This is a genomic window from Nocardia aurea (assembly GCF_003123685.1).
GTDB lineage: Bacteria > Actinomycetota > Actinomycetes > Mycobacteriales > Mycobacteriaceae > Nocardia > Nocardia aurea.
In genome coordinates this window covers 42,301-64,668 of the sequence record NZ_QCYJ01000033.1, presented here as the reverse complement: position 1 = coordinate 64,668, position 22,368 = coordinate 42,301, and the positions used below count along the sequence as shown (strand labels likewise).

Genomic DNA, 22,368 nt, shown 5'->3' with positions numbered 1-22,368 from the left:
TTCGGTCCTCCCTGGCTCGGATAGAGCCAGGGTCACCGACCAGATGGTCCGTTTTGAGTTGCCACGCGGTGGTCATTTTTCACGTTCCGCCGACATCAGTAACCCGATGCCGAGTGTAGAAGCGTCTGCCAATTACGTCGGTCGTAGACCGAAGGGGGTGTGTCCATACCGCTGCCGTGGGTGCTGATCACGCTGGAAACAACAACGGACACACACCCGACGTGATGTCGGGTGCCCAGCCGGTGCCTATTCGACCCGATTCGATCGGGCGAGCGCGTAGTCCGGGAAGCGTTCACACAGAACCGAATCGAAAGCCACGACACGGTCGCGCGAATCTGATCGCTTGTACTTCTCCCACGACAGATACCGATCCATCAACCCCACCGCGTCATCGACCCGACCCTCGAGCAGACACAACACCACCACCCCACGAAACCGCGACGGCGCAGGCCACCCCCGATCCTGAGCACGTTCCCGCAAGGCCAGATCGACCAACTTCATCAGACTGTCACGCTCGGCGAAGAAATCCACGACGCCCCTGCGCGTACCGTCCATGAACCGTTCGACACCGTCACCCACACCTAGAGCAACGATATGGAAGGTAAGATCCGACTTAGGCGGATTCTCCAAACTTCCGAAACCGGCCATATCCACATAGTTTCGCTGGGCATAGGTGTTTCCGGGCCGATAACTGCTGTCCAGCGCCGTATCCGGAACCCCCCGCAATACTTCCTCGAGGGCCTGCGACAGCAAATACGCGTATCCCTCGATCCGAACTCCGCCGGTCTGTTGGGAAGCTGCGACTATCGCACTCACCGCGGCGGTAGTTCTGCCCTGGATCCCCCGCTCCGCGTGGGTGAACCACAGAGTCCGCCACGACGGCACTCGCACACCGGGCTCGGCCGAGGGCTGGTTGTCCAGCGGCTCGCTCACCGAATACCCCTGTGCTGTCATCCCCGCAGTGATCTCGGAGATCACATGCTCGGCCAATTCCGCCCTGCCCATACCCATCCTCTGACGCCTTCCGCTCGAGAGTGTTGAAGTCCGCACTCCAGATGATCACAAACCCAGACGCGCCGATGTCGCGACCGACCAGCCTCGGCCAGTCATGGAGATAGTGCATGACCTGCCACCTCGCAGGCGCGGCGATGCCGGTCAGGCGCTGTTGCGGATTCGCAAACCTGCATGCTTCGCCGACGATGTCTCGCGAACGTTTGTCGGACATCGATCGTGTAGCGACAGCGGTTGCGGCCGTGGCATCGACAGGATGCCGCACAGCGGCATCCTGTACTTCGCCCACCGCGACCGGTCACTTCTGCGACACCTGCAATGCACCCGCGCGCAGCCTCCGATCGGTCGACCGGGTGGGTGGTGGAACTGACCGAGCAATTCTGAGCTGATCTTCGCGCTGCTCAGGCGACGCGGAGTGCGTAGCGCGCACACCTGGCCGGGGTGAGATATCGGTTACACACTCCTTGATGCCTGTGTACGGGGAGGGAGACCAGCGGAGATGAGCCACAGTCTTAGAGTGGGCTCGATGTCGGTGCGCCCGGTTAGGGTTCAGCACGTCAAGAAGGGACTGCGTACCGGCAATGGGTTTCTCATCGAATTGGATCGCGTTTCACGACCTCACACGCGAGGAGGTGCACCGACGTCTGGGGTTGGCACCGACCGGTATCTGGACGCACTCACCAGCCGAGCCGTTCGTAGGTCGCCAGTTGGCGGACGGCCGGTACCTGATCATCGAGGACAGGGCGGTAGAGGAGGCGGCCGACACCTGGGACTTGGCAGCGCTGTCGCGTGGCTGTGGATTGTGGGCGGTGTCGGAAATCGACGGCGCCAGCTACGCCTACCTGTCACGATGGCACGACGGCGAGCGGCAGTGCGAGGTGCTCAGCGATGGGGGCGAGTGGGTGCAGCGAGGCGCACTGCCCGCGGAATTCGACGGCGAAGTCCTGCAACTGCGGGAGGAGGAGGCCGCAGGCGAAGAGGTCTTTGCGACGAATCTGATTCTCTGGATCGCTAGAGAATTGACCGACTATGTCTGTGGCGACGTGCTGGATGAACGGGGCTACGAGATCTTGGCGTCGGTAGCGCAGGCTGCCGCCCTGCAGCACTTCCGCGTCGCGGTCACGGAGGCACTGAGCGTGCGCGGGTTCGCCCCGATGGAACCCAACAACCGCCGCGATTCGCTGTGGTTCGCGGCCGCGACGGACCTCGCCGGCGTACAGGTCGCGCTCGAGGTCAGGTTGGATTTCGTCCGTGTTCGGTTCGATTGGGAGGCGCAACTGGTGTCGCGGCCTGTCGCGGAGTTGTTCCGGGCTCTACCCAGGTCAGCTGTGCCGCTCGAGACTGATCCGCACTCGCCCGCGACACCGATCGACGAGTTGTTCACCGGATCGCGACGGTGGCTCGTCATCGACAATCCAGACCGAATCGCCGACGGTATCGGTCGGCTTGTCGAGTTCATCGACGGACCTGTGGCCGACTGGCTGGCCGCCCGGACCACCCTCGCAGAACTCGCTGCCGCAGCGAGGCAGCCACAACAGCGGTCGTACGGGATGCACATCGACTCCCAGCACGTCCAATCAGCCGCAGCGTTGTGTGTACTGGAGGATCGCGATGACCTGGCCTCCGATCTGATGGCGTGGCTTCTCGCGGACTACGAGTTCCGCTACGACGAAGATCGTGACCGGGCAGAAGAATTCGACCGGACTCTGCGCGATCGATTTCCCGGCTACGACGCTACGCGAGCGTAGCGGGCCCCGACCGCAGCCCTAGCCGGTGGCCAGGTTGAACGAGGATATCGGCGTTGACCAGTAGGTTGTTGCCAGCGAAGCTGACTCTAATGGTCAAGTCAATTCATCCGAATGTCGCACGGCCATTGACTCTTTCACCTCGATCGGTCGACCAAGTGGAAGGCGGAACCGACCGAGGAATTCTGACCTGATCATCGCGCTGCGCAGACGACACGGAGTGCATCATGCGCACATCTGGCCGGGGCGAGTCGGGGGACTCCTCAATTGGTGCAATGTTGCCGATCGCGGTCCGTGACGACAGGACCGTCGAACTGCGGACATCGTGCGCTACAGCAGCGCGCCTGTTCACTAGGGCGGCCACGGTTGGGCCCGCTACCAGCAACGATGCACCGATAAGGGGATGACGGTCTCTCGGGGAACCAAACCCGCCGCTGCGATCCACGCATTGCGTTCGCCCAGCCTGTTCTTGGTGCCGTTTGCCACCCAGGTGGCATTGTTCTGGCCGGACCTGCGCGGCCCGGTCGCCGCCCTGGGGCAGCATAGCGGGAAAGCCCTTGCCGCTCTTGTCCAGCCAGCCGTACGGCGACGTGGTCGTGGATGTGGCCGTGGAAGCAGGGGAAGGGGAGTCGCCCGGCAGTCCGATGGGAGATCGACGGAAAACCATATGCGCTCAACCACGCCGGCCACTAGCGTTCGCGGATGGCAATCGCAAGAAAGTGGCGGCGCAGGATCGTGGTGGGCCACCGCGAATTTCTATGGTGGGTTCGCGCGGACTGGGACAACTGCGCTGCGCCCGGGGCGACCACCCTCACGGTCGCTACTGACGATCGACGGATTCTACTCGACTACATCCTGAACCAAGGCGAGGAAACCCGGCATATCACCGTGCGGGGTCCCGAGTTTCGCGGAATGACCCACAATGGCCCACACCTCCGCTTTCGCTGCCCGATGTTCGGACTCCCTGATGAGATCCGCCCCTCACACGTGGCCGAACTCATCACGTGGTGCACCGATCCTGGACCGCCACCGGAGCCCACAGACTGGCGGGGGCAGGCCGAAATGGGTGAGCCCGAGCCTAGCGAGAACTACTGACCGCCGAATCCCGTTCACCGTAGAAACTTCGTGATCTCGCCGATGACACATAAGCCGAACATGACGATCGAGCTGTCCATGACCTGGCAGTCGATTTCTGTGGATCTGGTCAGGCCGGACGGCTTTTACGGTATCGACTACCAGGAATGAGCAGGCCGGGCGGTGACAGGTGAACGGCGGCTGCCCGGCTATTGGACGTTGTCTCGATGTTGCCGCATACCCTCCGAACGCGTATGCGCGGGAGATCAGGCACCGCCGGGTTGATGGCCGTCGCGACGGAGTCTTGGGTTCATCGCGCGGAAGTCGGGTCCGAATCCGAGGTCTTCGACCGGGGTTTCGGTGCCGGGGAGCCCGAACCAGGCCGGTGGTGGCGGTTCGGAGGGCAGTCCGGTGAGTTCGACGTGTTGGTCGGGGGTGCAGCGGTACAGGGGGCCGTTGGCGGCGTCGAGGATGTGGCGCATGTGGGGGTCGGCGTGGGAGATGAACAGGCTGGACATGGCGAGTCCGTCGTCGCTGATTCGGGAGGCTTCGAACATGGCGTGCAGGGCCGCGAAGCGTAGTGATACGCCGCGGTGGCGCCACCATTGGCGGCACCAGGTGTAGGTCTGTTCACGGTTGCGGCCGACCAGACGCACGGAAGTGACCGGTAGCAGCCATTGTTCGACGAAGTCGTAGAAGGCGTCGAACCGCGGCGGTGGTGTTTCGTCTTCGGCTTCTTCCGGTGTTGGTGGGCGGCGCTTGCCGATCTCTGGCCCGTACCAGCCCAGAGGTACCGGGTCGAACGGCAGTGAGGCCAGCGCGACGTGGCGGGCGCGGGTGCAGGCGTGGAGCGGTCCGTTGGCAGCGTCGAGGATGACCCGCAGGTGGGTGTCGACGTGGCTGAGCATGTATTGGCTGATCGTGCCGCGCAGGCGGGCGGCTTCGAACCCGCGGTGTAGGTGGGCGATGCGGACGGCGACCGCGCGGTGGCTCCACCATCGGGTGCACCAGGTGTGGGTGTTCTCGCGGCGGTTTTCGGCCAGGCGGACGGTCACGACGGGTAGCAGCCATATCTCGGCGAAGCTGATGAAATCGGCGAACCTCGGTGCCGGCGGTGCGGCAGCGGTGCCGGGTGCGGGTGCGGTGGAGGTCATAGTTGAAATCCTGTGCCTGCCAGTACTTCCGGCGGATTGTCGGGATCCTCGAACTCGGCCAACGAGGCACGGACCTGGTCGGCGTATTCGGTGTCGGGCCACGCGATCTTGCGGATGAGGATGGGTTTGTAACCGGGCAGGCGTACCAGGGCCCGGGATTTGGGTAGGGCGGACAGGTCGGCGACGCTGAGGTTGGGTTCGGCGCGCCAGTTGACGGTGCGGTTGCGTCCGCCGGGGCCGACGCTGTGGGAGTGGTCGGCGACCTCGTGTTCGTCGGAGATGCGTGACCAGTGTTGCAGGAATTCGTTTTCGCTGATGCCGCCGCCGTAGACCTCGATCGCTTGAGCGCGGATGATCTTCAAACCGTTGACACCCCAGAGGATCTCGCCTTGTTCGAGGACTTGGAGGAAGGTCATGAGGATGACACCGTGCCCTCCTGCGTAGGTGTAGTAGTTGGGCAGCGCGGCGATGGGGCAGCAGTTGGCGGCCTCGTCCAGCACTGCGAGCAGCGGGACAGCCAAGCGGCCGTCGGCGCGGGCGCGGGCGACCGACAGTGAGGCCTCGAGGAGTTGGCCGATCAGTGCTGCGCTCAGCGGTGCGGCCGAGTCGGGGCCTTCCATGCTGAGCGCGTAGAGAGTGTCGGTGGAGGTCACGAATTTCAGTGGTTCGAATTCGGGCAGGTAGTGCAGGACCTCACCGTTTCGGGGTTGTCGACGGTGATCGTGTCGCCGGTTTCGTAGGCGGTGATGCTGCGCCGCCGGGGTGGAGTGACCATGGTGGCGTAGACCTCGTCGGAGAGCACGTTGAGGAAGCGGCGCGCCATGTCGTAGAGGCCGTCGCGTTGGCGGGCGTAGAGCGCTTGGGCTTCCAGGATGCGTTGGGCGGCACGGGGTTTGTCGGCATTGCGCAGGATCAGGGCCGGGGTTTGGTCCTGATCTGCGCCGAGCCAGTCGGTGACATGGAGTAGGTCGCCTTCGGTGCAGGCCGCGGCCAGGATATGCAGTGCGAGGAGTTCTTGGGCGCCGCCGTCGAAGTAGGAGTCGACTTTCGCGTCTTTCTCCTTGGAGGCCGAGACGAAGAACGAGGCGAGTTTGCGTGCCGCGGCCAGGGTTGTGATGTTGCGCAGCAGGTTGACCCAGAACTCGATCGCGACGGTGCCGGTGACGGCTTGCGGGTCCGACAGCCACACCCGCCCCTTTGCGCGGCGGGCCGCGCAGGTGTGGCGGTACAGGTCGGGTCGGTTGGAAGTCGCCATCACCGGCCCCCACGCGGCCAGCACCGCCGGGATGGCCCAGACCATGGTCTTGCCCGTACGGGTACCGGCCTCGATGAACACGCCCAGTTCGGCCGGGACATGCAGGGCGACGTTCCCGGCGACGGTGTAGCCCAACAGCGGTCCTTTGAGCTGCCTCACCTCGGGTGGGGCGTCTTTGAGCAAGCGCCCGGCTTGGGCGGCGTTGTCGCGCACGCGCCCGATCCGTAGTTCTCGCGGGCGCTGCATGGTCCGCGCCGCCGCATCCACCGACACACTGCGGGTGCCGCGTCGCCGCGCTGGCACGACCACGACCGCCACCAGGACGGATTCGGTAGCCAGGATCGCGCTGGATTGCCACGGCCATCCCCGATTCCCGAACAGTAGTTCCAGCACCGCGGCCGTCGGGTTGAGGTTGACCGGGTCACCAGCAGCGAGGCTGCCCAGCGTCAGCGCCCCCCACACCGCCACTGCGACCCCGATGACCGCCAGCGCCAGCAGCAGTCGCGCCGTCTCCGGACCGAGACCACCGCGATCACGCCGTCTCGATTCACGCCCGACACTCATCGATCACCCTCCGCACCGCGCAGTTCTGTCTCTCCGATCCTCGAGCTGCCCCACGCCGGTGCCCAGCTTGTGGCATTCGCGGCTCCTGGACGACCCCAGGTCGATCTTTGCGGCTGCGCCGCAGGTGGTGGAGCGAATGTGGTTGACAGCGTTCATAGTTCGGCGGTCACTTGTGCGTCGGGCCCGGTCGAGGGTTGTGGATCCGCCTCGGTCGTGGCGGGGTCATGGACAGTGCGGTCGACGCCACCCAAAGCGTCCAGGATGAGGGAATCGGTGCGCTGGATGTGAGCGGCGGTGGTGACCTGTCCCAGCGGAGCGGCCAGCACGTCGGGCGCGAACTCCACGGTTCCGGCGTCTCGGGCAGCGCATACCTCGGTGATTCGCGAGGACCACGCGACTTCGCGTGCCATGTGGCCCCGGCCCTGGTGTTCGGCGAGGCTGATCCGGTAGTCGAGTTCGTCTCGGACAACGATGGCCAACGACTCGCTCAGTTCGTCCGGCACACGACTGTCGCCGTTCACCTCGGCGCTGTTGGCCAGCGCCGCCGCGCGCCCGGGTTCCGCGCTGCTTGCGGCGCGGGCTGCGGCATCGGCGGGACGCGCAAGTCCGACCTGCACGAGGTATGCCTCGACAGCCGTTCGTAATTCGGCTGCGTCTTGTGGGCCTTCGGTACTCCCTAGCGAGAGTCGCTGCAGCGTCTGATAGGTCACCTGCTGATCCGGCACACCGGCGGCGGCAGCGGTCTTTCCGGGAAGGCTCACGCTGTGCAGGGCAGCGGTGATGGCCTCGGCGCCGGCGGCGGCCAAACGGTCACCTCGCGCCGCTGAGCGCTGCAGGTCGGTGGCTCGCATCGCCAGCTCGCCGACGAACAGTCCGTCGACTCGGGTGTGACCGTGGTCGAGTCCGTCCAACACGTGCAGTAGTCGAGTGTTCTCGATCTCGAGCAACGTATTGGTCTCGGTCAGGTCACCCACGACCGCATCGATCTCACGGCGACGATCCAGCAGATCCTCGAAGACCTCGGTGGCCAGCCGGAGGTCATCGACCGCGACGCTCGTCGAGGACGACAAGCGTCCGCCGATTGCGATCGCGAAATCGAGCTGATCGCGGTAGCCGCTCACCTGGCGGGTCAACTCCGCACGGTCGGTGTCGATGTACCACGGCACCGACTCGTTCGCGCCCGGAGCCAGAGCTGCGGCGCGTGCGGCCGCGGCAACGATCCGATCCTGCGGTCCCAGCATCGCCGTCATCGCGTCCCAGTTGCCACGGGCGGGAAGCGCGCGCATTTGTAGGTCGATCAGGTGTCTCGCGATGGCGGGTTTGATCTCTTCGCCGGGATCGACCGGCGCCGGCGCTTCGGTGAGGTAGTCGAGGTCGGCGGTATTGCCGCTGAGGTAGGCCAGCACGAATGTCGCTGTCCGCGCCTCGTTTTCGCCCACCCCCGACCGGCGCAGATCGTATTCGACCGCGCGGCGCTCGGACCACGATGTCGGCACCACCAGCGCGGCCTCGGCACCACCGGACAGCGGTGTCGCCGAGCGTGCCAGCAACTCCCGCGCGAGATCGCGAGCGTGCAGGTGATGGGTATGCTGCACCCACCGGTACGCGATCGCGTGCTGGTCGAGGGCGTCGAAACTCGGGTCGATATCGACGATGCCCGCCTCGACATCGACGATCAATCCTTCTTCGAAGCGGTAGTACCGCACCAGTTCGTCGGTGACTCGCGCTGCCACCGCAGAGACCTCACGCCACAGAATGGCCCGACCGAGCCGATCGGCTGTGCCTTCGCGCCCCGGATCGACATTCCCGCCCGCTGGCGCGAGACGCGCTTCCTCGCGGCGCTGGGTCACGTCCCAGGCATCGCGCCGACCCTGCGCCATCGCGGCTCGATACGTGGCGCGTGCCATAGCCGCTTTGCGTAGCGCAATCGCCACGAACAAGAACGCCAACTGCTGGCGGGCGCCACGAGCTGGCACCGCCGGTCGCCGCCATGACCGATCTGGCGTGCCCGGTCGCGTCATCCTCGCTCCCCCCGCCTCCGGAGCGAGCCTGCCCCAGGACACCGAACACGACAGGTGCCGTGCTCATCGATGGACACCACCGACAGTGTTCGCATCGCCATGTCACCCAACCCCCGGTCCCGCGTCGATATCGAGTCTCGGATCCGGTGCCGAAACATCCATTCCGGCGGAAACGTCGACCTCGGCGGCAGCGCCTGGTGTCGCGAAGGCCGCGTCGACGGTTTCGCCGATCTGCGAGCCGTCCTCAGGTCCAACAGCAGCGGTGCGGTCTTCGGCGTCGAGGTCGGCCACGGTGTTGAGCAGCGTCACTTCCTCGGCGTCGTCGGCTATCCGCGCATCCCTGTCGGGAGCGGGGGGTGCGGCCGCGGGACCTGGTTCGGTAGTGGTCGTGTGGGCCGAGTCGGTGTCGGCGGCGAATCGGTCCTCGAAATGCTGGGCCCGTTGCCGTTGCCGGGGGCCTTGGCCGGCGGAGGCCTTCGAGGCAGCAAAGGCACTCGCGGCAGCCGAATCGCCGTGGTGGGCGCTGTTGTCGCGCGCGATCGTTTCGCTCAGATCCGCTCCCCGAGCGGCGAAGTCCATCCGCTGGCGGGCCTCTGCGACCCGGAGGTCGTGGATTTCGCCTTCGCGGGTGTTGCGATCGCGCACCAGCGTCAGGTTCGCGTCGTTCATGTTCGCGGTGTGGGCTCGCTGTGTGTCTCGGTCTTGTTCGCGGGCCTCGAAGTCAGCGAGCCGGATCCCGGTCTGGGTCTGCACGTCCTGTGTGCGCGCTCGGGTGGTGTCGACTCTGGCCCGGTGCTCGGTCTCTTGGCGCTGGCTCTGTCGGACGGCCAGTAGGGCTTCGAGTTGGATCTTCAGGTCCAGTCGATTGACCTGGTGCACGCGCGCCGCGTTGAGACGTTCTTCGCGTTGGTTGGCTTGTCTGCCGGAGGCGACGTCGAAGTCATGTTTCGCGTCCTTACGTCGCGTGTCAGCCTGTTTAGCTGCCATGTCGGCGTTGTGGCGGGCTGTCCTCTCGCCGATGTTGAGCAGTTCCGATCCGATCCGGACCTGGGTCAGCGCGGCCTGTAGTGCGGCCTGATCGGCCACGTTCTTGCCTTGGAGCAGGCTTTGGACCACACCGGATATCGCCTTGGACCGGTTGATTCCGTCGAGGAACCCAGGCCCCATCGCGTGGGTGATCTGATCGATCGATTCGGTCACCGACACCTCCGACACGTCATCTGCTCGCGCACGAACACAGCACCGGGGACGGTCGTGCGACCGCATACCGGAGGCTTCTGGGCGGGATTGGCAGGAACGGAACCGACGCGACCACGAAACCTGGCGTCGGGCCCCGGAACTCCCACGAATGCCGGACGCAACACCGACTCCGGTGGGGGACTGAACGTTGATTCGAAATCGGTTGTCAGAAGCCGGTGTTGGTCCTGATTTCCATCAGACCTGATCGGTGAGGGCGCGACCAGTCCCGCAGCAGATGCAGTTTGCATCGATGCGCGCCAGCATCACCTACCAGCTGCCTTCAGGCGCCGATCCGTGTCACTCAAGTTCGTAGACGCCCAGCGGCGCCCTTGAACTCCTGGATCGGACCGAAGATCTAGTCATCAGGTCAGAGCACGTTATTGATGGTTTCGGCTCGTTTGAACGTGCCGGTCGGTTGATGCCGCTTACAGCGTGTGGTCGCGTCCCGGTAGTCAGTTCCGTAGCCCGCCCAGCTGACGCTACCGCTCGACTCGGTCGGGGTAGCAATGTCAAGGTGTATTCGAGGCTATGTCGGGTGGATATCAGTATCCGAGCACTGACAGGATTTGTAGGTCGAGTGGATGCGCGAGGTGACGATGTTCAGGTACCTGATCAGGAAATTACTCAAATCTGCCGACCCTGTGACCACCCCTGTCGTGCAGGTGAGGACCCCGCTCGACGAGCCGAGCATGCCCGAGGGCCCGAGCACACACGAGTACCCGACGGGCAATTGTCGCTGCGACACACCACCCTTCGTCATCCCCTACGTGGAGGAGAAGGATATCGGTTGCGCCTATGACACGCGCTACGGCGACGTGAGCGTCAAGCCGTGTAGCGAGTGCGGCACATTGTGGCTCGAGTACTGGTTCGATACCAACTACAGGAGATTCTCCGTCGGTTAGTACCGCGCGATCATCGCACCCGAACTGGTCGACACGATGACGCCGGACACCGCACTGGAGTTCATCGGATCCCGGCCCTGGTGGATTCACGGCGGCAGCTACTGGCTCGACAACAACCGTTTCGGACACGGGCCGATAACCCAGGGCTGGTACTGATCCCGCTCCACAGCTCACCCGTTCGGCGCGAATCCAACAGTTTCGCAGTTCGATCGCCGGAATCTTCGCAGTACACGGGGTCCTTAGCTTGCTTCCTCGTTCTGGCCACCCCTGAACTGAAGAGGCCCGTGTCAAGGGTGCGACAAGCCGAGTGAGGTCAGACAATCGGGCCATGAGGACGCAGGGGCCTCGCAACCAGCACGGTTCTCCACGCGCGGTCTTCCCGCGCAGGTCCGGTTTGTTCAGCAATTCATCCATGCAGGTCAGCCCAGCCTCAACCGCACCAATGCCCGACACGGACGATGCCAGCAGTCGGCGATGAGGGCAGGGGTACATTCCATAGCTGCGGTCTCCCACTGGGGTGCTGTACGGCAACGGTTTTCGAAAGGTGTCGCTGTGAGTCGGTTCGCCGAGGTCGTCGTGCTCGCCCGTGAGGCGATGGAAGTGATGGAGCACCTGACGGTCCCCGCCCCGGAGCGGGAGTGGCATCAATGCTTCACCCCGGTCGATGATTCGGTTTTCGAGGGAACCTGTAACGGGTCGAGTGACTGCTACCTGTGGGTCGCTCAGTTCTATCGACGCAACTGGACCGGGCTTCTCGCCCATCTGGAAGGTCTCGAGTGGCCCGACCCGCACTCTGTGCAGGTCATGATCCGTGACGAGGAAGACGACCTCTTCGGCCTCTGGATGATGATTGATGGGCACTTGACCGAAATTCATCTCGCTAGGACCGAACGCCTGCCAGACCCCGAGTCGATAACCGGAGGCGTTTTAAAGCGGGTGGATCGTTACGAGGCTGACGGCGGGTAGTGCTGCGTCCCGGCAGGTCGATGCCTCTACCTGTTCTCTTCGCGTGTTCCGGCATCCGCTTCGGCGACCTGGCAGCACCCGAACGCTTCAAAACTGGCCGCTTTCGTGCACCGAGCAGTGCTCGGTGCCTCGTGCGCCGTCCCCGACTTGCTCTCCCGCAACTCGCCGACCGAACCCACCAACCACACTCGCTTGGGCCTGGGTGGTTTCACGTTCACCGATCCAGCGGTGTCTGGGGTAGTTGTGTCACCGATGTGTCGTCGGACCTGGGTCGCGGATCTAGAGTCTGAGCCGTGGGAGATGTCGTTTCGTGGGTCGCGGTGCGTGGACGGTCGAGGACAACGGTTCTCGATGTGCTGGGTCTGGCCGAGATCGAGAGTGGGGCGTCTGGTGCAGAGTCTGTGTCGTTCGCCGATTGGCACATCGTGTTCGACCCCGATGTGAATCCGCCGGGGTTTCTGCGCTGTCCCGAGGTGTTGCGACCACTGTCGAAGGGGGCCGAGGTAGTGGCGTACTACGAGTCCTCTTTCGGACCGAGTAGTTCGGCGGCGGGGTTCAGCGACGGGCGGCAGATCTGGGGCGTGCGTCATGATCGGGATGTTGCGGTCGATCATCTCGAACACGAAGGTGATCCGCCGGGCGAGTTCGCCGATGTCTTGGCCCGCGCGCGTACGAATCAGGCGTCCGGTAGTGCGGAGGTGGACTACTTCTACGAAGTACCTACCGAGATGGCGCGGTTGGCGACGGGTTTCCGGGCGGACAATGCGCTGCGTGGGGCGCGGCCCGCAGAGTACTTCTCCTCGGTGTGGGCCTGCACTGCTACGAGAGTTCACTACGGGTATCAAGTGAGTGGTTTGAGGGATTGGGGGCACGCGCATGAGGTGTTCGGTGCTCTCGGAGATGTCCATGATCGTGAGTATCTGGGTGAGGACGTGCTCAACAGTTGGCGTGAGGAGCCTGACGGTCGGTGGAGCAGTTTCGGCTATACCGAGGACACGCCGGTCCTGATCGCGGGTTTCGATCGGTGGCGTCCCGGCTTCGAGGACGCGGTTACCCGCGCCGCCCTACATGTTGCACCGCAGGCGCGGGTCGAGATCGACTGGAACTTCCCGGACGATCCCACACGGAAGGTCGCATAATCGGCTCTGCTCACCCCGTCCAACCCGGATGGCTCGTCCGTGTGACTTCCCCTCCCCTGCTTCCTCGTCTTGGCCGTTCCTGAGCTGAGGGAGGTCGTGTCAAGGGCGTTCTTTCCCTGACTCGGCCGAGCGAGCCAGACAATCCGGCCATGAGGAGGCAGGGGTGCAGTCGCGGGCTGGTGATTCGCCCGGACCGAGATCCGGGAACGTGGCGCCGCTACACTCCGGCAGGTGGGCAGGGCTGGATTGGCGCAAGTGGTTCAGTCCCTGACCGATCCACGGTTCGGTGCCTGTTTCGACAATGCGGACTGGATGGATCTCGCCAAGCCTGTCGTGGCGCTCGGGGGCGATTGGCCTGCCGCCCTCGAACTGGCCTCGATGGCATCGATCTGGTGTCCGGACATCGATGACGCTGTCGGGCAGTTGCATGTGCAGTCAGGCCGCGACCTCGGGGAACTGCCGACGTTGGGGTTCTGGAGTGCAGTCTGCGGGTTGGTCGCACGTTCGTGGCGGTTCGGGATTCTCGACGAATACACCGCGCCAGCGCGTCTGGACGTTGTCTGGTGGCATATCCGTGACCATGAACCTCGAGACAGGGCTGAGGAACTCATCTGGGAAGGCATGGCATGTTTCGAGCTCGACCGCTTCGTGGACATGGACGTGACAGACCGGTCATCGGCTCTGCTGAGCGAGGCTGATCGGTTCATCGCTGACGAGGCAGTCGATATCGCCTTCTGTGAAACCGTTCTGGATGCCTTCCTATGAGAGCCCTGTCAATCGTCGTGTAATTGGCAGATGCGGACGTTCTGAGCCGCATTGCCTCTGGTCGGCCAGCCGCGCCGGGTTTGGCCCCTTCGCCAGCGGGGTCCGCAGGGCGCTCGGGATCGGCGTGTCGATCAGGGTGGCTTCGGTCGAGCCACCGACACAGCGGCATGATCGGGCTCATGCCAACCTTCGACCGGGCAGAAGAAATCGAGGGAGCCGTGAACGAGCAGGCCAAGTGGCGTGAGAATGGCGACGAGACCTATACGCAGTGGCGCCGGAGGTTCAACGCAAGTTGGAATAGCGCCGAGGTTCCGGGCTCGTGTCCGGTCTGCGGCTCGGCGACGCTGCACCGCTGGTATGTGCAGGAAGACTCCGATGCGACGGTGCTGCACGGGGTTTTGTACAAGGGCCGCGGGCGGCTGTGGGAATGGTGCTCGACGTGTCGTACGTTCGAGCACTTAATGGACGGGTTCGTGCCGGCTTGGTGGGTGGATCCCTACCCCGTGGCACCCGAAAGCCTGCGTTACGATCCAGGGCCCATCGAGGCGGCCCGCGGCGTAGCGTGAGGCAGCGGGGCAGCTCGGCGACGCCCGATTGCAGGTCGGCATGCGCAGTTCGAGCGTAGCGGGTGCGGTGCGCGGCGGTTTCGTGGATGTGTTCAGGTGGTGGTGAGGGCGACTGTGACGGCCTGGAAGAGTCTGGTGTGGCTGTGGACGTCGGAGATGACGCTGGTCTCGATGTCGAGTTCTCGGACCTGTCCGGCGACGTGGATCCTCAGCGGTGTGGCGCGGTCGCGGTGGTAGGCGATGTCGGTGGTGTGGGTCCACAAACGCCGGAAGTCGCTGTCGTGCTGTAGCTGTGCGAGCACGGCCCGCGCGCCGACGGCGCGGCGATGCACACCCAGGGTCGCCTTGAGAGCGCTGACCACCGCGGCGGCCTCGAGGTCCCATTCGGGGAGCCGTTCACGGGCCTCTCGGCTGAAGTACCAGAGCGCGAGGTTGCCGGTCTGTTCGAGTCCGGGGAAGGTTTGGTGCATTTCAGGATTGGCGGCCAGCAGGTTCCAGAACGGGTCGAAGTAGGCGGCGAGCACTCCCGCCCTTCCCAGCCCGCGCAGCCGTCTCCGGATCGCGGGGTTGTTTTCGACGCGGGCCCGCATGGTGTCGATGGGCGGGGCCGGGACCGGTGGTGCGCGTAGTTCGGTGATATGGCGTGTCTGGGCGGCGGTGAGCCCGTAGCCGGTGGTGAGTAGTTGCAGCGCTTGGGGTGTCGGTGTCCGCAGGTCTCGCTCGATCTGGGTGAGGTAGGCGGCGCTGAGTCCGACGCGGTAGGCCGCGGTCTCCCGGGAGATGGGTCGACCGGTGCGAGAGTCGGTACCGGATTCGCGGACCTGGCGCAGGAATCGCCCCAGACTCGGCAATTCCAGATCCCCGAGCCCTGGACCCCGGGTGGTCGACGGCGAGAACGGCACCCCGTCGGTTGTCGGCTGCCGATCGTGCTCGGTGTCGTGCATGGAGTTCCTCCCCGGGGCGATGGTCGAGTTGACCTGCGGTCTGCGCTGGCCTGGTCGTCAGGTGGTGAGTCTGTAGGAGGCCAGTCGCCATCCCTGAGGAGTGCGGGTGAGGGCGGCGGTGATCGTCGAGGCGCTGTAGGGGGTGTCGGTTCCGTCGCGGTGCAGCACGGTTTGGGTGAGGTGAGCGGTCACGACACAGTCGTCGGTTCCGCACGGGACGCTTCGGTCGGCGCGCACTGTGGCGGTGACGACGTCGCCGGATCGTTGCCAACTCGCCCACGGCGCGGGAGCCCGGACCTGCTGTGCGGGTATACTGTTCGCAGCGGCCGCGAGGTTTCCCGTCAGCCATGCTCGTGCCCGCGTCAACGCCGCACCCGGGGCGGGATCAATGACCGGTACCCAACTGAACATCAACGTCAGCCCTTGCTCAACCACGGTCGCCGGGGACGCGTCATGTGGTTGCGGACCGAGATGCGCGTGGTCAGCGTCCTCGCCAGTGGGCTGTGACGGGGGAACATCTGGTGATCGGCCGTCGTGCCAGGTCGCGACGGTTGCCGCGATCAGGACCGCGGCCACGGCGGCGAGCAGAATGCCGTTGCGTTTCATGATCGGAGTCCCGTGACCTGAGGGCCGACGACCGGGTGAGGGCAGCATGGAAATCTCCTGTCGTTGCGGTTCAGTCGAGTTGGTTGCTGTATCGGGGGGCGGTGGCGAGGATCTTGTCGACGTACGGGCGTGTCTGGACCTGGTAATCGGCTGCGCCGGTGGGGAATCCACCCGAGGACAGCACCGCGCCCTCTCCGGCGTTGTAGGCAGCCAGATACAGTTCCGTGGCCCCGTTGGGTGCCGAGACACTGCCGTCGGCGATCCAGGTGTCGACCTTGTTGGCGATGGCGCACATGTAGCGGCCTTGGCCGATGATGGCGTCACCGGGATCCCACACGCTGGCGGTGCCATTGCCGTCGGAATCGAGCACATACGGGCGTCCGTCGTCGGGGTTGGTCGCCGCGGCGGTGCCGGGCAGGAATTGCGCGATCCCCAACGCTCCGGCACCGGATCCGGCCTGCGGGTTGAACCCGGACTCGGCGTGGCCCTGCGCGGCGAGCAGTGACGGTTTGATCTGCGGACACAACGTCCCGGCTCGGCGGTACCACTGCTCGTATTCGGCGGGCACCGACCCGGGCGCCAGGTCGTCATCGACCGACCTGCCACCCTGTTCAGGCCCGCACCCCGGCACGCCACCGGTCGATGTGGGCGCTGTCGCGGCGACCAGTCCGTCGGCGGGATCGCCGGTGGCGACGGTGATGTGGACGTGGTCGAAATGGTTGGCGGTGTCACCGGCGTCGGGGTCGAAGTTCGGGGAAGGTTCACCGGTGGCGGGCCGGTAGACGCCGCGCCAGATGATGTATTCCACGCGCAGGTACGGGGCTTGGGTAATGGCGTAGTCAGCGACCGCGTCGCCCAGTGCCTTGCCCTCGCCGCTGGCGTAGTCCGGGATCATGACATCGATCGCGCGACCGTCGGGATGGTCGGGAAACGGGTCGGACGCGCGCCAGCCTCCGATCCGGGTGATCTGCGGGAATCGGGCCAGGATCGTGCGCGCCAAGCGGACCGCGTTCGGTTGCAGGTGCTGTTCGGAGCCGACCTGCGGTGGCAGCGGTGCCAGCCCGCCCTCGGCAACGGCCGTGTCGGGGACCGACTGCGGGTCAGGACTGTTGGTGGGCGGGGCGGTGGTCGCTCCGGGTTCTCCGGCGGTGGCCAGCCAGGTAGCGGGGTCCTCGGCGGTCCCGCCGCGTCTGGTCTCGAAATGCAGATGCGCGCCCTGCAGGCCGGGAGGATCGACTTGGCCGTTGTAGCCGACCAGCGCGATCTGCTGCCCGGCCCGCACGCGCTCACCGACGGTGACGGAAATGTCGTCGGGGAACATGTGCCCGTAGACGGTGACGATCTCGGCGCCGTCGATGTTGTGCGCGATCCTCACCCAGGATCCGAACCCCGACGCCGGTCCCGCGTCGATGACCTTCCCGTCGGCGGCGGCATAGATCGGGGTGCCCGCCGCGGCGGCCATGTCGACGCCTTGGTGGAACTCCCCACCCCCACGCACTCCGAACCCGGAGGTCAGGGTGTAGGTGCCCGATTTCATCGGCGATACCCGCGAACCACCCGGTAGCGGTGTCGCCGTATTGGATTCGACTACCTTGCAGGGTGTTTCGGGTTCGTCGAGCACCAACAGCAGTACCAGGGTGAGCGCGGCGAGCCAGACGGCGAGCACTGCGGCCAGCAGTTTCATCGCCGCTGTCCTCGTCTTCGCGGCACCGGTGTGTGTCCCTGGTTGTGAGTGGTCATCGTGCGAGGTAGTGGTCAGCGCCAACGGCGGGTGCGCGGGCATGCAGCGCGGCGACGAGGTCACGGTTGAGTTGGCGGGCCACTGCCAATTGGGCGTGGGTGTCGGCGAGTTCGCGGCGCAGCTGTGAGGCTGCGACGATGTTGCGTTGGGTTCCTTCGGCCGCGCGCACCCATTCACGGACCGCGCTGGCCGATACCCCCAGTTGTTCGGCGACCGCGCGCCGAGCTGCGGATTCGGACTGGCCATGAGCCTCGAGCGCGATCACCGCCGCGACCGCGGCCTCGCGTACAGCGGCATCGATGTCTCGGTAGCGGTTCGAAGTCTCGGCGCTCTGCCGATAGCGTGGGCCGTTCACCGTCCCGCGCCTTCGTCTGGTGCGTGTTCGTCCGCGCCGGGGATACCTCGATCCGTGGGCGGGTAGGTGAGATCCGAACGCGCGACAGCTCCGGTCGGCAACGCGGCCTCGATGATCGAGGCCGCTGCGCCGGGTGTGGAGCGTGTCTCGAAGCCGGTCTCGCGTGGGAGCCAGATTCCGTGCCCGGCAAGTTCCCGGGTGTGGAGCAGGTTTCGGAGTTCGATCCCCAATACCGGTGCCCGGTCTGGGTCGACGATGTCGGCTTCGAGAGATTCGAGCAGGCGATGCATGACGGCTGGGGCGCGTCGCCAATCCTCGCGTGCATCGATTGCGTGGTTCCACGCTCTCCCGAGGCCGTCGTCGCGGTCACGCCAGCGCGCGGCGATGCGTTCGGCGCGGTCGGAGAGACTGTCGATCTCGGCATCGCTGCCCGCGCGTACTGTGGCCTGGATGAGCTGGTCTGCGCGGGCGAAGTCGGCACGCATGACCTGCTCGGCCCACCAGACAGCTTTGCCGACATAGTAATTCGGGCTGCCCGCATCGGTGGGGTCGGCAGGGTCGAAGGGTTCGGCGGTCCACAACCCGACCGTGCTGGGCGGCCACGGCCGGTCCGGCCGGGCGCTGTCGGGTTCATTCACGGCTTTCTCCTTCCCTCTGTTCGACGCCGGTCTGCGTTCCCGGTGGCGCGTGCAGCACGCTCGCGTTGTTCCTCACCGGGGGTTCGCATCGGCCATCCAGACCGCTGTGATCGCTTTCGGGGTGTTGGGGGGTCGGCGTGGTCAGGGTCGTTGGCCGGCCAGCGCGCGGGCACGCGGTCGTGTCGGCGAAGCGGACCCGACTCGGAGGAATTCCTGTCTGTGCCTTCGGAACTCGCCACGGTCGGCGAAGAAGTCTTCGGCCATTTCCGTCAGCTCGGCAACTTCATAGGCGTCGATCGGCTTGGTGAGCGCCGCGAACCGAGCAGCTTTGCGACGCAGGACATCTCCACGCGATTGCGGGTCGGTGTATCGGCGCGCCAACCCGTCGAGCCAACTGTCGAATTCGCGACTGTCGGGGCCGACGTGGTCGATCAGGCCGATATCGCGGGCGGTGGCGGTGTCGAGAGCGTCACCGCTTTCCAGCAGCGCTCGAGCCGTCTGCGGACCCACACGGTGCGGGAGGGTGACGGTGTGCAATTCCGAACCGGTCAACCCCATCGGCTTGTACGCCGGTGTCAGCGTGACCCGGCGACGGGCCGCGACGATGTCGGCGGCCAACGGTAGCGCGACCCCGCCCGCGCCCGCGTTGCCGGTGATCGCGGCGATGGTGATCTGCGGGCAAGCCAGCAACGCCTTGCAGACCCGGTTGATCGCTTTGATGTTGGCCCAGCCCTCGGCGGCGGGATCGGATGCGAGTTCGATCCCTCCCAGGTGGATGCCGGTCAAGAAGAAATGCGAGGCACCGCCCCGCAACACCAGCACATCGGTGTCCTGCGCGGCCGCGGTATGCAGCGCGACCGCGAGGCGGTCGCACTGCTCGGTCGTCAGCGCGCCGTTGTAGGCGTCCACGGTGACGGTGCCGACAGCACCGTCACGGCGGTAGTCGATATCGCGGCATCCGGACTCCGCCCGCACCGGCATCGCCCCCAGATCGACGCCGATATGGGCGAGCACACTGGCCGCGGGGCCTTTGCAGGTCGGTCCGTCCTCGAGCCGCGCCCGCAGGTGCCCGATCCAGATCGTTTCGCCCGTGCCGCAAGCGATTTCGATGAGGTGGTGTCGGCGGCCGATGATCGTTGCGGGTTCGGCGTCCACTCCGGTGCGGCCGGGGTGGGCATCGTAGAGATGCACGATGTGCCCGGCGAGGGTGGTCCGGAGTCCGGGGGCGCCGTCGGCGGTGTGGACGCGGGCCAGGATCGTCGCGGCGGGGGCGGTCCAGGCCACCTGTCGATCGTATTGGCGCATCGGCGGCCGGGTGCGGGCATCGGATACCGGACGCGGTGCGCGGGCTTGGTCGATCGGCACGAAATCGGGGTCTTCGGCGTGGGCGGCGGTCTCCAGGATGCATTCGATCGCGGCGTCGGCGACGACGGTGTTGTAGAAGGTGGATTTGCGTTGCGGGTACTCGAACGTCACCGCGCGCCACGCCCACACCGGGCCCGCGTCCATCTCGGCGACCGCGCCGATCGCGGTCACACCCCACCGGGTCCGGCCCTCGGCCAGCGCCCAGTCCAGGCTGGCAGGTCCACGGTCACCGACCGGTCCGGGATGGATGATCACCACACGGTGCTGCTCGTAGATCCGGGGCGGGATCGCGGCGGTCAGGAACGGGCAGATGATCACGTCGAACTCGTGCGCGGCGACAGCGGCGTCCATCGCGGCCGCGTCGGCGACCACAGCGGTATGCACCTGGTGGCCGTGACCACGTAGCGCGAGTTCGGCGCGTTGGGTCAGCCCGTTGCGGGCACTGGACATCAACAGAACACGGTGGGACATAATGGCTTTCCTCCTGGACGGGCGGGTGGATGTGGTCGGCTCGGATGACTGCGGCTCCGAGACAGAGCTCGGTAGGTTGGCGGGTTGGCGCGGGTCGAGACCTGTATCGCGCGGCACACGTGGTCGTGTCAGGGGCGTGGAGGTCGGTAGCTGCCGAAGTGATGAGCGATCTCGCCCGTCACTCGGGCGTGTGACTCGGTGGTGTCGGCGTGCGTCTGGTCGCCGGGTTCGGCGTTGGCAGGTGCGGGTGTGTTTCCCGGCTGGTGACGGGAGGTGAATTGTTCGAATCTAGAGGTCCAGAACCGATGGGAGCGCGCCAGCATGTCGGCTTGGCCGATCGCTTCTTCGACGTAGCCCGCGATCGACGCCCTGGCCTGCTGACGCACGAGGGCGGAATGGCCCTGCCCCGCCATCCATTCGTCCCACCGGGCGAGCGCGGCACGGTGACGCTGGTGGGCGTAACCGGTGATGTCGGGGCGGTCGGCGAGCTGGTAGAACGCCTCCAACAGCGGTTCGTGCACGCTGTCGGGTGCGGAGTGCTCTCGGTACTCGTCGTCACCTTCGGCGAAGGCTTCATAGACCGCGGAGGCCAGTTCGGTGCTGTAGTCGGTCATCAACTCCGTCGCGGCCTCCTGGTGCTCACGCATTTCCTGAGCGAACAGGAACAGTTCCCCGACGAACCGCAGACGTGGTGTGCGCACGCTGATCTCGGCCCCGGCCATCGTCTGAATCAGTAGTTCGCGTTCGATGCCGATCAGGCCACGCCCGTGGCGGGCGGCGTCGAGCAGAACGTCGGCGATCTCGGCGAGTTCGCTGACATAGCCGGTGATCCGCGCGTGGTGTTCGGCGTCATCGACCACCGCGGGCAGTCGGGCGGCGTAGGACTGCACGCTCTGACTCCGGTCCCTGTATCGCACCAGCAGCTCGTCCGCGCGATTGCGGTCCAGGTGGTGAGGCCACAGCGCCGGCGGTGCGCCGTCGTCGGAGAACGCCTCGAGTGCCGCGTCGACGCGGGCACGGTCCGGCGGCGATAGGACCGAGTACGCGAGCCGGAATCCCGGTTCCAGCCTCAGTTCTTCGGGAATGGGTGCCGACACGGTTTCCTCGGAGGGCTTCTGGAGGCGGTCCAGGCTGGACTGCACCACGCTCTTGGCTTCTTCGGCGAGGTCGACCAGTGGCAGCGGCGACACCTCCAGATCGATACCGGCGGTGTAGTCGAACAGATAGGCGTCGACGTATAGCAGGACCTCGCAGACGGTTTCGCTCACCCCCGCCGCTGCCAACGCCTCGGTGAGTTGCTGGTCATGCACCCCGGATTGCGTCGCGTGCAACGCCGCCGCGCTGGTCTCGCCCGCGCCGTCCAGCAGCTGTGCGGCCGCTTGCCACATGCGGGTGGCACGTTGGTCGGCACGCCAGGTTTGGCGGGTGTGTTGCTTGGCGTCGTCGTCGAAATCGGGATCCAGGGCTATGGAGGGGGTTTCGGTGTCGATGAGCACGCCGTACTCGACCCGGTAGTGCTCGACCAGCGGCGGCAGCGCCGCGCGGGCGACGGCGGATTCGGTGTGCCAGACCAGCGCGTCGGTCAACGCCGCGCACACGGTGAACGCCGTCGCGGTCGCGTTCGGGGAAGTCAGCCGCTGCTCCGCCGCCGCGCGGGCTTGCGAGTCGATCGGGCCGGGTGTGCGGGTGGCGCGGGCATGGTGGGCGTTTTCCAGCGCGATTCCGGCGAGCAGATAACCCAGGCGGACCAAGCCACCGACCGGTGCGTGGGTCCAGGTGAACGGTTGCCAGCGCGGCACTGGGCGGTCGGCTGCTTCGTGCGCCAGCGGCAGGTGGTCGGTCATCGG

General features: G+C 65.8%; 19 protein-coding genes. 6 read left to right on the top strand and 13 right to left on the bottom strand.

Going from position 1 to position 22,368, the window contains the following annotated elements:
* Positions 1-246: 246 nt before the first annotated feature.
* Positions 247-1,011 carry a hypothetical protein gene (locus DAT37_RS12185; protein WP_157978446.1) on the bottom strand — a complete coding sequence of 255 codons (765 nt, stop codon included), beginning with the start codon at positions 1,009-1,011 and terminating at the stop codon, positions 247-249.
* A 707-nt stretch (positions 1,012-1,718) separates the two neighbouring features.
* Between DAT37_RS12185 and DAT37_RS12180 the strand changes: the two genes are divergently transcribed.
* Entirely contained in the window at positions 1,719-2,759 is a 1,041-nt protein-coding gene (locus DAT37_RS12180; protein WP_157978445.1) for a hypothetical protein, read from the top strand.
* A gap of 1,337 nt (positions 2,760-4,096) precedes the next feature.
* On the opposite strand, the gene DAT37_RS12170 is transcribed toward DAT37_RS12180, so the two are convergent.
* The 5 genes from DAT37_RS12170 to DAT37_RS12150 form a co-directional block, all read right to left on the bottom strand.
* Positions 4,097-4,984, bottom strand: a complete 888-nt coding sequence (locus DAT37_RS12170; protein WP_109524882.1) for a DUF4913 domain-containing protein — start codon at positions 4,982-4,984, stop codon at positions 4,097-4,099.
* Positions 4,981-5,637: a type IV secretory system conjugative DNA transfer family protein gene (locus tag DAT37_RS12165; protein WP_109524881.1), complete on the bottom strand. Its 657-nt coding sequence runs from the start codon at positions 5,635-5,637 to the stop codon at positions 4,981-4,983. The genes DAT37_RS12170 and DAT37_RS12165 overlap by 4 nt, the downstream gene beginning before the upstream one ends.
* A 5-nt stretch (positions 5,638-5,642) precedes the next feature.
* The gene (locus DAT37_RS12160; protein ID WP_109524880.1) at positions 5,643-6,803 is read right to left on the bottom strand and encodes a type IV secretory system conjugative DNA transfer family protein; all 1,161 of its coding nucleotides are present in this window, start codon (positions 6,801-6,803) and stop codon (positions 5,643-5,645) included.
* A gap of 152 nt (positions 6,804-6,955) precedes the next feature.
* Positions 6,956-8,710, bottom strand: coding sequence for a hypothetical protein (locus tag DAT37_RS12155; RefSeq protein ID WP_157978444.1), 1,755 nt, complete (start codon positions 8,708-8,710; stop codon positions 6,956-6,958).
* Between the two features lie 216 nt (positions 8,711-8,926).
* A complete protein-coding gene (locus DAT37_RS12150) occupies positions 8,927-10,024 on the bottom strand; it encodes a hypothetical protein (protein ID WP_157978443.1) in 1,098 nt (365 codons plus the stop codon).
* 620 nt (positions 10,025-10,644) lie between these two features.
* On the opposite strand from DAT37_RS12150, the gene DAT37_RS12145 reads away from it, so the two are divergent.
* The 5 genes from DAT37_RS12145 (at position 10,645) to DAT37_RS12125 (ending at position 14,401) form a co-directional block, all read left to right on the top strand.
* The gene (locus DAT37_RS12145; protein ID WP_109524877.1) at positions 10,645-10,965 is read left to right on the top strand and encodes a hypothetical protein; all 321 of its coding nucleotides are present in this window, start codon (positions 10,645-10,647) and stop codon (positions 10,963-10,965) included.
* 552 nt (positions 10,966-11,517) lie between these two features.
* Complete coding sequence (locus DAT37_RS12140) at positions 11,518-11,931, top strand: hypothetical protein (RefSeq protein ID WP_198654207.1); 414 nt, start codon at positions 11,518-11,520, stop codon at positions 11,929-11,931.
* Positions 11,932-12,284: 353 nt separating this feature from the next.
* Positions 12,285-13,070, top strand: a complete 786-nt coding sequence (locus tag DAT37_RS12135; RefSeq protein WP_109524876.1) for a hypothetical protein — start codon at positions 12,285-12,287, stop codon at positions 13,068-13,070.
* A gap of 231 nt (positions 13,071-13,301) precedes the next feature.
* Complete coding sequence (locus DAT37_RS12130) at positions 13,302-13,835, top strand: hypothetical protein (RefSeq protein WP_157978442.1); 534 nt, start codon at positions 13,302-13,304, stop codon at positions 13,833-13,835.
* A gap of 179 nt (positions 13,836-14,014) precedes the next feature.
* Positions 14,015-14,401: a hypothetical protein gene (locus DAT37_RS12125; RefSeq protein WP_157978441.1), complete on the top strand. Its 387-nt coding sequence runs from the start codon at positions 14,015-14,017 to the stop codon at positions 14,399-14,401.
* A gap of 92 nt (positions 14,402-14,493) precedes the next feature.
* Here the strand turns inward: DAT37_RS12125 and DAT37_RS12120 are convergent, their stop codons facing one another.
* The 7 genes from DAT37_RS12120 to DAT37_RS12090 all read right to left on the bottom strand — a co-directional run bounded on the left by DAT37_RS12120 (position 14,494) and on the right by DAT37_RS12090 (position 22,365).
* Positions 14,494-15,345, bottom strand: a complete 852-nt coding sequence (locus DAT37_RS12120; protein WP_109524873.1) for a helix-turn-helix domain-containing protein — start codon at positions 15,343-15,345, stop codon at positions 14,494-14,496.
* Between the two features lie 57 nt (positions 15,346-15,402).
* The gene (locus tag DAT37_RS12115; RefSeq protein WP_109524872.1) at positions 15,403-15,951 is read right to left on the bottom strand and encodes a hypothetical protein; all 549 of its coding nucleotides are present in this window, start codon (positions 15,949-15,951) and stop codon (positions 15,403-15,405) included.
* Positions 15,952-16,021: 70 nt separating this feature from the next.
* Complete coding sequence (locus DAT37_RS12110) at positions 16,022-17,635, bottom strand: M23 family metallopeptidase (protein WP_109524871.1); 1,614 nt, start codon at positions 17,633-17,635, stop codon at positions 16,022-16,024.
* A 52-nt stretch (positions 17,636-17,687) separates the two neighbouring features.
* Positions 17,688-18,047, bottom strand: coding sequence for a transposase (locus DAT37_RS12105; protein ID WP_232839699.1), 360 nt, complete (start codon positions 18,045-18,047; stop codon positions 17,688-17,690).
* Complete coding sequence (locus tag DAT37_RS12100) at positions 18,044-18,685, bottom strand: hypothetical protein (protein WP_109524870.1); 642 nt, start codon at positions 18,683-18,685, stop codon at positions 18,044-18,046. The genes DAT37_RS12105 and DAT37_RS12100 overlap by 4 nt, the downstream gene beginning before the upstream one ends.
* Before the next feature lie 141 nt (positions 18,686-18,826).
* Positions 18,827-20,521, bottom strand: a complete 1,695-nt coding sequence (locus tag DAT37_RS12095; RefSeq protein ID WP_109524869.1) for an enoyl-CoA hydratase-related protein — start codon at positions 20,519-20,521, stop codon at positions 18,827-18,829.
* 128 nt (positions 20,522-20,649) lie between these two features.
* Positions 20,650-22,365: a hypothetical protein gene (locus DAT37_RS12090; protein ID WP_109524868.1), complete on the bottom strand. Its 1,716-nt coding sequence runs from the start codon at positions 22,363-22,365 to the stop codon at positions 20,650-20,652.
* Between the last annotated feature and the right edge of the window lie 3 nt (positions 22,366-22,368).

Coding starts and splice junctions, on each gene's coding strand:
- DAT37_RS12095 (WP_109524869.1), bottom strand. CDS start 20,521: ATGTCCCACCGTGTTCTGTTGATGTCCAGTGCCCGCAACGGGCTGACC.
- DAT37_RS12120 (WP_109524873.1), bottom strand. CDS start 15,345: ATGCACGACACCGAGCACGATCGGCAGCCGACAACCGACGGGGTGCCG.
- DAT37_RS12160 (WP_109524880.1), bottom strand. CDS start 6,803: ATGAGTGTCGGGCGTGAATCGAGACGGCGTGATCGCGGTGGTCTCGGT.
- DAT37_RS12170 (WP_109524882.1), bottom strand. CDS start 4,984: ATGACCTCCACCGCACCCGCACCCGGCACCGCTGCCGCACCGCCGGCA.
- DAT37_RS12090 (WP_109524868.1), bottom strand. CDS start 22,365: ATGACCGACCACCTGCCGCTGGCGCACGAAGCAGCCGACCGCCCAGTG.
- DAT37_RS12115 (WP_109524872.1), bottom strand. CDS start 15,951: ATGAAACGCAACGGCATTCTGCTCGCCGCCGTGGCCGCGGTCCTGATC.
- DAT37_RS12110 (WP_109524871.1), bottom strand. CDS start 17,635: ATGAAACTGCTGGCCGCAGTGCTCGCCGTCTGGCTCGCCGCGCTCACC.
- DAT37_RS12155 (WP_157978444.1), bottom strand. CDS start 8,710: ATGGCACGCGCCACGTATCGAGCCGCGATGGCGCAGGGTCGGCGCGAT.
- DAT37_RS12185 (WP_157978446.1), bottom strand. CDS start 1,011: ATGGGTATGGGCAGGGCGGAATTGGCCGAGCATGTGATCTCCGAGATC.
- DAT37_RS12145 (WP_109524877.1), top strand. CDS start 10,645: ATGCGCGAGGTGACGATGTTCAGGTACCTGATCAGGAAATTACTCAAA.
- DAT37_RS12125 (WP_157978441.1), top strand. CDS start 14,015: ATGCCAACCTTCGACCGGGCAGAAGAAATCGAGGGAGCCGTGAACGAG.